Genomic DNA, 9842 nt, shown 5'->3' with positions numbered 1-9842 from the left:
CCCAGGCCGCGAGCACCACAAAGGCAGGCTTGATGAACTCGGACGGCTGAATTCCGAAGATCCAGCGCCTCGCGCCCTTGACTTCCGCCCCGAACATGAGCGCCAGAACGATCAGGATCAGCGCGGCCGCGAACGTCACCAGCGCCGCACGGCGGACGTGGCGGGGCGACAGGAACGACGTCGCCACCATCAGGATCGCGGTCGGGACAAGCATCAGCGCCTGCCGGTTGACGAAATGGAAGGTCGGCAGATTGAGCCGCTCCGCGACCGCCGGGCTCGCCGCCAGCGCCATCACGAGGCCGATCACCATCAGCGCCATGAATGAGCCGAGCAGCCAGCGGTCGATGGTGCGCAGCCAGTCGGCGACGGGTCCGCGTTCGGCTCTCGACACCATGGCTCAGGGCTCCCCGTTCAAGAGATATTGGACTTCGGCGCGGAAGGCGTCGCCGCGCGCCTCGAAATTGGCGAACTGGTCGAACGACGCGCAGGCCGGCGACAGCAGCACGACCGGCTCCTCGGCCGCAGAGCGGGACGCGTCGCGCGCCGCGGCCTCGAGCGCGTGCGAGAGGGTCCCGCACTGCTCGAACGGAACGGCGTCCCCAAAGGTCGCGGCGAAGTCTTCCGCAGCGGCGCCGATCAGATAGGCCTTGGCGATGCGGGGAAAGAGCGGGCGCAGCGGCTCGATGCCGCCCGCCTTCGCCTTGCCCCCCAGAATCCAGTGGATGTCGCGAAAGGACATGAGCGCCTTTTCGGCGGCGTCGGCGTTCGTCGCCTTCGAATCGTTGACGAACAGCACATGGCCCAGCCGCCCAACTTCCTCCATCCGGTGCGCCAGTCCCGGGAAGGTCTCGAAGGCCCGCGCAATATCCTCGCGCGCCACTCCGAGGGCTCGTACGGCCGCATAGGCGAAAGCGGCGTTCTGGCCGTTGTGCGCGCCGCGCAAGGCGCGCGCGTTCCTGAGATCGATCGGCGGCTCGGCCGAGCCCCGCGCGACGATCCGGCGATCGGCGACGAACACGTCGGCGAGCGGCGACTCCCCGCCTGACACCGTGACGACGCGCCGGCCGCTCTCGGCCTTCAGGCGGGCTGCGATCTCCCGGCTCGGCTCGTCGTCGACGCCGACGAGCGCGGTTTCGGCTTTCGCAACCAGGCGCTCCTTCACTGCCGCGTAACCCGCAAGGTCGCCGTGCCGGTCGAGATGATCGGGCGTGATGTTGATGAGGAGGCCGACGGTCGGCGCCAGCGAGGGCGCAAGATCGATCTGGTAAGACGAGCACTCGACCACATGGACGCGCCCGTCGGTCGGCGGCGGCAGATCGAGCACCGGCACGCCGATGTTGCCGCCGAGCGCCACGTCGCGCCCCGCTTCCTTCAGCACATGGGCGATCAGCGCCGTGGTGGTGGACTTGCCGTTGGTGCCGGTGATGGCGACGAAGGGGGCGACCGGCGCAAGCGCGGAGCGTTCGCGGGCGAAAAGCTCAATGTCGCCGATGACGGGAACGCCCGCCGCATGGGCGCGCTTCACCGTCCAATGCGGCTCGGGGTGGGTCAGCGGCACGCCGGGCGCGAGCACGAGGAGAGTAAACCGGCTCCAGTCGGCTTGGGCAAGGTCAACGACGAGAAAACCATCTGCGGACGCTCGGGCGCGCGCTGTCTCGCTGTCGTCCCAGGCCGACACCTCCGCCCCGCCCTCGACCAGCGCGTGCAAGGTTGACAGGCCCGAGCCGCCGAGGCCGAAGAGGGCGACCGTCTTGCCGCGCAGGGTTTCGACCGGGATCATGGTCACCTCAACTTCAGCGAGGCGAGGCCGACCATCGCCAGCACGAAAGCGATGATCCAGAAACGCATCACGATCTGCGGCTCCGACCAGCCCAGCTGCTCGAAATGGTGGTGGATCGGCGCCATGCGGAAGACGCGCTTGCCGGTCAGCTTGAACGACGCCACCTGCACGATGACCGAGACGGCCTCCATCACGAACAGGCCGCCGATCACCGCCAGCACGATTTCGTGCTTCACCGCGACCGCCATCGTCCCGAGCAGGCCGCCGAGCGCCAGCGAGCCGGTGTCGCCCATGAAGATCTGCGCCGGCGGAGCGTTGAACCAGAGGAAACCCACTCCGGCGCCGATCAGCGCGCCGCACACCACCATCAGGTCGCCCGTGAGCGGCACATGGTTGATCAAGAGGTAGTGGGCGAAGAAGGCGCTGCCGACGAGATAGGAAATCAGGCCGAGCGTCGCCGCGGCGATCATCACCGGGACGATCGCGAGGCCGTCGAGGCCGTCGGTCAGGTTGACCGCATTGCCGAAGGCGACGATCACGAACGGGCCGAACAGCAGGAAGCCCCAGCCGAAATCGAACAGGTAGCCGGAAACGAACGGCACGGCGAGTGAGCTCGCCCCCGGCCCGCCGACCCGCATCATCGCGTAGCAGGCGATCGCCGCGATCACGAATTCGGCGCCGAGCCGCGCCCGGCCGGAGAAACCGCGGTCCGACTGCTTGGTCACCTTGAGATAGTCGTCATAGAAGCCGATCGCGCCGAAGCCGAAGGTGACGAAGAGCACGATCCAGACATAGGGGCTCTCCGGGTCGGCCCACAGGATCGACGAGGCGAAGAGACCGAACAGGATCATCAGCCCGCCCATCGTGGGCGTGCCCTTCTTGGTCAGGAGATGCGAAGCCGGCCCGTCAAGCCGGATCGGCTGCCCCTTGCCCTGCTTCAGGCGCAGCCGCGAGATGATCGCGGGGCCATAGAAAAACACGAGGAACAGCGCGGTTCCCGCCGCGCCGAGCGTGCGGAAGGTCAGCCAGTGGAAGAGACGGAAGACGCCCGGCAAATGAAACCAGTCTGAGAGCCAAGTCAGCATCGGACGTCTAGCCTCGAGCGCCCAGGCGGGCGAAGTGTTCGCGCAGTGCGGTGACGAGCGGCCCCATCCGGCTGCCGTTTGACCCCTTGACCATCGCGACGTCGCCAGCGCGTAAGGTCCGCGCGACCTCGTCGACGAGCTCGCCGGACCGCTCCGCCCAGGCGCCGCGCATCGCCTGCGGGGCGGCGTCGTAAAGCGCGCGCGTCAGCGGGCCGGCCCCGAACAAAAGATCGACCTTGTTGTCGGCGAGGTCGGCGGCGAGCTCGGTGTGCATCGCAGCCCCGTCGGCGCCGAGCTCCAGCATGTCGCCGATCACCGCGATGCGGCGCCCGTTGGGACCGGGCCGCGCCGCGCCGAGCAGCCTGAGCGCGGCGCGCATCGAGGCCGGATTGGCGTTGTAGCTCTCGTCGATCAGCGTGACGGCGCCGCCGGGCGCGGCCAGAGCAAGGCGCTCGCCCCTCCCCTTCTGCGGGGTGAAGGTCGCGAGCGCGTGGGCGGACACGTCGAGATCGGCGCCCAGCGCATGGGCCGCGATGAGCGCGCCGAGCGCGTTCTCAGCCATATGCGCGCCCGGCGCGCCGAGGTCGAAGCGCATCATCCGGCCGAAGATCCGCGCTGAGACGCGCGTGCCAGCCGCGCCTTCGTCGAGTTCCAACAGCTGCGCGTCGCCGGCCGCATCCGACCCGAGACTCTGCACGTGGGCGCCGCGGGCTCGCGCGGCGATGGCGAGCCGCTCGAACTGCGGGGCGTCGCGATTGAGGATCGCCGTTCCGCCCGGCTCCAGACCGTTGAAGATTTCCGCCTTCGCGTCGGCGATCGCCTCAAGCGAGCCGAGATATTCGATATGGACCGGCGCGATCGTGGTGATCAGCGCCGCATGCGGCCGGACCAGGCGCACGAGCGGCGTAATCTCGCCGGGATGGTTCATGCCGATCTCGAACACGCCGAACCGCGAGTCCGCCGGCATGCGGGAAAGCGTCAGCGGGACGCCCCAATGGTTGTTGTACGAGGCCGCGGAGGCGTGCGTTGAACCGCTCGCGGTCAGCATGGCGCGCAGCATCTCCTTGGCGCTCGTCTTGCCGACAGACCCGGTGACGGCAACGATCCGCGCCTCCGTCCGCGCCCGCGCCGCGACACCCAGGCGCTCCATGGCCTTCAACGTGTCGTCCACGGCGTAGACCGGGCCGAAGGCAGCGAGCTCCGCCGCCCGCGTCCGGCTGACGACTGCGGCCGACGCCCCGGCCTCGAAGGCGCGCGCGAGGTGATCGTGACCGTCGTTCGTCTCGCCCCTGATGGCGAAAAAGAGGTCGCCCCCGCCGAGCGTGCGTGTGTCGATCGACACGCCCGCGACGGCGCGCCTGAGGGGTTCGCTCTCCAACGAGCCGAACGCCGCGGCGAGTTCCGTATCGGTCCAAAGCGCGCTCATGCCGCCTCCGCCAAAGCCTTGCGCGCTTCGTCCGCGTCGCTGAAGGGCAGCACCGCAGAGCCGACAATCTGCCCGATTTCATGACCCTTGCCGGCGATCATCAGGGCGTCGCCGTCCTTGAGCATCGCCACGCCCGCCCGGATCGCCTCGGCGCGTTCGCCGATCTCCAGCGCGCTGGGCGCGGCCGCCAGGATCTGCGCTCGGATTGACGCGGGGTTTTCCGAGCGCGGATTGTCGTCAGTGACGATCACGACATCGGCCGCGCGGGTCGCGATTGCGCCCATGATCGGACGCTTGCCGGCGTCGCGGTCGCCGCCGCAGCCGAAGGCGACGATGAGGCGTCCGCGCACATAGGGGCGCAGCGCGGCGAGCGCCTTCTCCAAAGCGTCTGGCTTGTGGGCGTAGTCGACGAAGACGGCCGCGCCCCGGATCGCGCCGATCCGTTCGAGCCGTCCCGGCGCGCCTTCAAGCCTCTGGAGCGCGTGGAACACCGCGTCGGCCTCGCAGCCCGTCGCGATCGCGAGCCCCGCCGCGACCAAGGCGTTGGAAATCTGGAAATCGCCGGGCAAGGGGAGACGGACCCGCCGCTGGCGCCGGCCGAACTCGAGATCCAGCGTCGAGGCGAGGCCGTCGCGCGCGACCGCGGCGAGACGGATCGCCTCGCCTTTCGCGCCGACGGAAAAGACAGCGAGCCCGCGCTCCCGCGCCGCCTCGATCACGCGCGGGGCGACCTCGGCGTCGGCGTCGACGACCGCCGGCGCGCCGTCCGGCATGAGGTCGCGAAACAGGCGCAGCTTGGCCGCGAGATAGTCCTCGACCGTCGCGTGATAGTCCATGTGGTCGCGGCTGAGATTGGTGAAGGCGCCGGCCTTGAGCCGCACGCCGTCGAGCCGCCTCTGGTCGAGGCCGTGCGAGGACGCCTCCATGGCGAGATGGGTCACTCCCGCCTCGGCGAGGTCCTGAAGCGTCCGGTGGAGGGTCAGCGGGTCCGGAGTGGTCAGCGCGCCGTAGACCGTGATCGGCCGGGACACGACCCCGATCGTGCCGAGGGAGGCCGATTCGCGCCCGAGCGCCTGCCACATCTGGCGGACGAAGGCGGCGATCGAGGTCTTGCCGCTGGTTCCGGTCACCGCGACGATGGTTTCGGGCTGGCGCGGATAGAGCCGCGCAGCCGCACGCGCCAACGCGAGACGGGCGTCGGCGACCCGGACGACCGGCGCGCCGGCGGCGGGGGCCTCACGCTCGGCCACGATCGCGGCCGCCCCCCGCGCGACCGCGTCCGCGGCGTGCTTCAGGCCATCGTCCTTCCCCCCGGCCAAGGCGAAGAAGACATCGCCGGGCGCCACTTTGCGGCTGTCGAAGGCGACGCCGGCGACAGGACGGTCCACGAGCGTTGAGTCCGCTCCGCTCAGATCCACAATGTCGCCAAGCCGTAACATCCGCTTCGTTCACTCCTTGCCGACCTTGTCGGCGTCGGCTCCATAGCCCAAGCGGGCGATGATGGGGAATGGATTCGCTGGCGCATCTTTCATCGGCTGCACGCCCTCCAACGGCTGGATCCTGCGGATGAGCGCGCCGGCGGTGCGTCCGGCGTTCCAGGCGGCGGTGTGGAAGCCATAATCCCCGGGCGCAGCCTGCGGATCATCGTAGATCGCCAGATAGAGGTATTTCGGCTTGTCGGCGGGCGTTATCGCCATGAACGTCGTGAACACCCGGTCCTGCGAATAGTGGCCGTGAATGATCTTGTCCGCCGTGCCCGTCTTGCCGCCGACGTAGTAGCCCGGAATGTTGGCGAAACTGGCCGAGCCGTGCGTCGCGTTGGAGCGCATGAGATAGCGCATCGACTCGGACGTCTGGGCGCTCACCACTCCATGACTGATCTTGTCGGCCTGTTCCTGGGTCCGCGGCAGGAAGGTCGGCGGCATCATGTGGCCGCCATTCACCAGCGCAGAGACGGCCATCAACGCCTGGAGCGGCGCGACATTGAGGCCCTGCCCGAAGGCGATGGTCATGGTGTTGAGCTCGGTCCACCGCTTCGGTACCAGTGGTTCGGCGTTCTCGGGCAGTTCCGTGCGCAGCCGGTCGAGCTGGCCCATCTTCTTGAGGAAGGCCTTGTGGCCCTCGACCCCGACCATCAGCGCCATGCGGGCGGTGCCGATGTTGGACGAATGGGTGAACACCTCGGGGACCGTCAGGACGCGGTGGGTGGCGTGGAAATCGTGGATCGTGAAGCGGCCGTAGCGCAAGGAGTCGCGCGCGTCGACGCGCGAGCCGAGGTTGACCTTGCCCGAGTCCAGCGCCATCGCGATCGACAGCGCCTTGAAGGTCGAGCCCATTTCGTAAACGCCGACGTTGATGCGGTTGATCTTCGTCGGGTCATGCGCGTCGAGCGGCTGGTTGGGGTCGTAATCAGGCAGCGACTCGAGTCCGAGCACCTCGCCCGTATTGACGTCCATCACCACGCCGGCGGCGGCCTTGGCCTTCCAGTGGTCCATGCCGGCCATCAGCTCGTCCCGCAGCGCGTGCGTAAGTCTAAGGTCGAGCGACAGCCGCACCGGTTTCAGGCTCTCCGGATCGACGAAGAAACCCGGAACGTGGGGGTCGGTCAGACTCTGCTGGTCGAGATACTTCTCCATGCCGGCGATGCCGACATTGTCCTTGTCGACATAGCCGAGGACATGGGCGCCGATCGGTCCGTTCGGATAGACGCGCTTGTTCTCGGGAAGGAAGCCCACGCCCGGCAGGCCGAGATGGAAGATCTCTGCCTGCTCCTTCGGCGTGATCTGGCGCTTGACCCAGACGAAGCCTTTCTTCGAGCCGAGCCGTTCGCGCAGTTCCTTTGCGTCGACGTCCGGCAGGACGGCGGTGATGAGCTCGACCGCCTCGTCCTTGTCGATGATCCGGTTCGGCTCGGCGAATACCGACATGGTCTTTACGTCGGTGGCGAGGATCTCGCCGTTGCGGTCGACGAGGTCCGGCCGAGCGCCGGAAACGGCCTGGTCCGCGGCCTCTTTCAGAGTCTGCGGAGGATCGTGCGAGACGCCGAGCACGATCAGCTTCACGCCGATCACGGTGTAGGCGACGGCCATGCCGAGCGCGATGGTGCGGATGCGCGCGCCGGAGCGATCGAGCCGGGTCAGGAGCAGAGCGTGAGCGAAAGACCTGAGGTTGGCCACCGTCAGGAGGCTGCGCAACGAGGTCCGCGGCCGGCCGGGCGAAGGCGGCTCGAGATCGACGCCGAAATTCTGCGGCACGTGGCGGTGAAAGAGCGCAATCGCGGCGCGGCCGATCCTCCCGCCGCGCATGCGGCGTCCGGTGGTCCTGGGGCTCGCGCTCGTGGGCGTTTCGGCCATGCTCACCTCACCGCCGGGGTGGCGCCGCCGGCTTCGGCGGCGGGCGTTTCGTTGTCCTTGTTGAAGCCCAGCGACTCCAGGGTCCGCCCGATCGAATCGACCTTCGGCCGAGCATCGGCCAATTCGCCGACGGTCGCGATCTGCGAGAGCACAAGGGGCTGCAGGCCGAGCTTGGCGTCGGCGAGCTCCTGGATGCGGTCCGGTCGCGCGAGATGGGCGTATTCGGCGCGCAGCAGGTTGATCGCGTCCTTCTCCTTCGAGATGAGATGGCGCGTCTTCACCAATTGCTCGGCGGCGTAGATGGTTCGGTACTTGACGCCATAGACGTAGGAAGCGGAGCCGATCAGCGCGGCGATCGCCGCGGCATGCATGAGGCGTAAGATCATCCCTGCCTCCCCCGGCGCGCCGGCAAGCGCGTCAAAGCGACCATGGAATCCTCGGCGCCCCTGGGCGGCGCATCGAGGCGCGTCGCAAAACGCAGCTTCGCCGAACGCGAGCGCGGATTGGCGCGCGTTTCCGCAGCACCGGGCTCGATCGGCTGGCCGCGCGGAACGTCGAACGTCGGCGCGGGCTCTGCCGGCTCGCCAGGCAGGCGGCGCGACGCGGCATGGCCGCGACCCGAGCGGCTGGCGAGAAACAGCTTGACGATCCGGTCTTCGAGCGAATGGAAGGTCACCACCGCGAGCCGTCCCCCCGGCTTCAGCAGCCGCTCGGCGGCGACCAGGCCGCGCAGGAGTTCGCCGAGCTCGTCGTTGACCGCGATGCGCAGCGCCTGGAAGGTCCGGGTCGCCGGATGGGTCAGCTCGCCGCGCCGCGCGGGGGCGACGCGCGCGATCATCTCGGCGAGCGCAGCCGTGCGGACGTACGGCGCCGTCTCGCGGTCGGCGACGATGGCGCGGGCGATGCGGCGGGCGGCGCGCTCCTCGCCGAAATGGAACAGGATGTCGGCGATCGTCTCTTCGTTTTCTTCGCGCAGAAGGTCGGCGGCCGAGCGGCCGGCCCCCTCCATTCGCATGTCGAGCGGGGCGTCGAAGCGCAGCGAGAAGCCTCGATCGGCCTCGTCCAGTTGCATCGACGAGACGCCGATGTCGAGGACGACGCCATCGACCGCGTCGATCCCGAGACCGCGCGCGACCGACTCGAGGTCGCCGAAGCGCGCCTCGATGAGCCGCAGACGGCCGCCTGATTCGGCGGCGAGGCCGCCGCCGCCGCGAACCGCGGACGGGTCGCGGTCGAGCGCGACGACCTCGGCGCCGCGATCGAGAAGGGCGCGCGTGGCGCCGCCCGCGCCGAACGTGCCGTCGACAATCACCGAGCCCGGCAGCGGCTCGAGCGCGTCCAGGACCTCGGCGAGCAAAACGGGAACATGGGGCGGCGTCTCGGTCACGCCGGCGCTCCGGCGCCCTGCCCCGCCCGCATGAGCCGGACCTGCGCCCGCGCCGCCTCCAGGTGAGCGGCGAAGCGCGACGGCTCCCAGATCTGGAACTTGTGCCCCTGCCCGACGAACACCGCCTCGTGCTCGAGGCCGAGCGACGCCTTCGTCCGGTCGTCCAGCATGACCCGCCCCTCCGAATCCATGCGCAAAATCTCGCTCGTCCCCAAAAGCGCGGTCGCGAAGGCGTCCCGGGCCGGCGAGAAAGGCGGCATCGTGGCAAGCAGCGCGTCGATTTCCGCCAAGAGCTTCAGACCGCCGCAGTCGAGCGCCGGCGCGTCCAGCGACGGATAGGCGTAGACGCCCTCGAAGCCGTCCTTCGCCAACGCCTGCCGGAACGAGGCCGGAATCGAGATCCGGCCCTTGGCGTCGAACCGGTGGGTGAAATGCGAGAGGAAGCGGTCCAAGGGGCCCCCCGACGCAAAAGCCCGCCTGCGTCCGACGAGCGGGGCTCGCAGGCGGCGGCGCGCAAGCGCGGTCTGTTGACGGGATGTCGTGGGATATCATGGGACCCCATGGGCGTCAAACAAACCCGCCGGCGATTCCCGCCCCCGAACCGGCCTTGACGGCATTAGGGGTTGTTAAGGTTAATCTTCCGTTAGGGCGGCGGGCTGAACGCGGGGAGACATGGCCCGTCGCGTTCGAGATTTGTTCAGGGTTGCACGCAGGATCCGCTGTGAAAACCCCCGAACCGCAGGTTCCAGTTCGAAGAATCGGGCGCGTCGACCAAGGAGGTCGGGCGAGAGGACGACGAAGATCGTCCACG

Annotated in this window: 9 protein-coding genes; all 9 read right to left on the bottom strand. The window is 68.9% G+C overall.

Translation table 11 applies throughout. The features are described 5' to 3' along the window. On the bottom strand, positions 1 to 394 hold a 394-nt coding region (locus ACLP25_RS30675; protein ID WP_442472871.1), incomplete at its 3' end, for an FtsW/RodA/SpoVE family cell cycle protein. Positions 395 to 397: 3 nt separating this feature from the next. Continuing rightward, entirely contained in the window at positions 398 to 1780 is a 1383-nt protein-coding gene (murD, locus tag ACLP25_RS30670) for a UDP-N-acetylmuramoyl-L-alanine--D-glutamate ligase (RefSeq protein WP_442472870.1), read from the bottom strand. Between the two features lie 2 nt (positions 1781 to 1782). Beyond that, positions 1783 to 2865, bottom strand: coding sequence for a phospho-N-acetylmuramoyl-pentapeptide-transferase (gene mraY, locus ACLP25_RS30665; RefSeq protein ID WP_442472869.1), 1083 nt, complete (start codon positions 2863 to 2865; stop codon positions 1783 to 1785). A 7-nt stretch (positions 2866 to 2872) separates the two neighbouring features. Beyond that, positions 2873 to 4291: a UDP-N-acetylmuramoylalanyl-D-glutamyl-2,6-diaminopimelate--D-alanyl-D-alanine ligase gene (locus ACLP25_RS30660; protein WP_442472868.1), complete on the bottom strand. Its 1419-nt coding sequence runs from the start codon at positions 4289 to 4291 to the stop codon at positions 2873 to 2875. Beyond that, complete coding sequence (locus tag ACLP25_RS30655) at positions 4288 to 5730, bottom strand: UDP-N-acetylmuramoyl-L-alanyl-D-glutamate--2,6-diaminopimelate ligase (RefSeq protein ID WP_442472867.1); 1443 nt, start codon at positions 5728 to 5730, stop codon at positions 4288 to 4290. Before ACLP25_RS30655 ends, ACLP25_RS30660 begins: the two co-directional genes overlap by 4 nt. Positions 5731 to 5739: 9 nt before the next feature. Beyond that, entirely contained in the window at positions 5740 to 7644 is a 1905-nt protein-coding gene (locus ACLP25_RS30650) for a peptidoglycan D,D-transpeptidase FtsI family protein (RefSeq protein ID WP_442472866.1), read from the bottom strand. A 2-nt stretch (positions 7645 to 7646) separates the two neighbouring features. After that, positions 7647 to 8030: a cell division protein FtsL gene (ftsL, locus tag ACLP25_RS30645; RefSeq protein ID WP_442472865.1), complete on the bottom strand. Its 384-nt coding sequence runs from the start codon at positions 8028 to 8030 to the stop codon at positions 7647 to 7649. After that, the gene (gene rsmH, locus ACLP25_RS30640; RefSeq protein ID WP_442472864.1) at positions 8027 to 9031 is read right to left on the bottom strand and encodes a 16S rRNA (cytosine(1402)-N(4))-methyltransferase RsmH; all 1005 of its coding nucleotides are present in this window, start codon (positions 9029 to 9031) and stop codon (positions 8027 to 8029) included. Before rsmH ends, ftsL begins: the two co-directional genes overlap by 4 nt. After that, on the bottom strand, positions 9028 to 9483 hold the full coding sequence (locus ACLP25_RS30635) for a division/cell wall cluster transcriptional repressor MraZ (RefSeq protein ID WP_442472863.1): 456 nt from the start codon (positions 9481 to 9483) through the stop codon (positions 9028 to 9030). The genes rsmH and ACLP25_RS30635 overlap by 4 nt, the downstream gene beginning before the upstream one ends. Positions 9484 to 9842 lie beyond the last annotated feature (359 nt).

It is taken from the genome of Roseiarcus sp. (assembly GCF_052145395.1).
In the GTDB taxonomy this organism is placed as follows: Bacteria; Pseudomonadota; Alphaproteobacteria; order Rhizobiales; family Beijerinckiaceae; genus Roseiarcus.
Note: the sequence above shows the minus strand (reverse complement) of the source record. Positions and strands in the feature narration are given on the sequence as shown.

Coding starts and splice junctions, on each gene's coding strand:
- mraY (WP_442472869.1), bottom strand. CDS start 2,865: ATGCTGACTTGGCTCTCAGACTGGTTTCATTTGCCGGGCGTCTTCCGT.
- murD (WP_442472870.1), bottom strand. CDS start 1,780: ATGATCCCGGTCGAAACCCTGCGCGGCAAGACGGTCGCCCTCTTCGGC.
- ACLP25_RS30660 (WP_442472868.1), bottom strand. CDS start 4,291: ATGAGCGCGCTTTGGACCGATACGGAACTCGCCGCGGCGTTCGGCTCG.
- ACLP25_RS30650 (WP_442472866.1), bottom strand. CDS start 7,644: ATGGCCGAAACGCCCACGAGCGCGAGCCCCAGGACCACCGGACGCCGC.
- ftsL (WP_442472865.1), bottom strand. CDS start 8,030: ATGATCTTACGCCTCATGCATGCCGCGGCGATCGCCGCGCTGATCGGC.
- ACLP25_RS30655 (WP_442472867.1), bottom strand. CDS start 5,730: ATGTTACGGCTTGGCGACATTGTGGATCTGAGCGGAGCGGACTCAACG.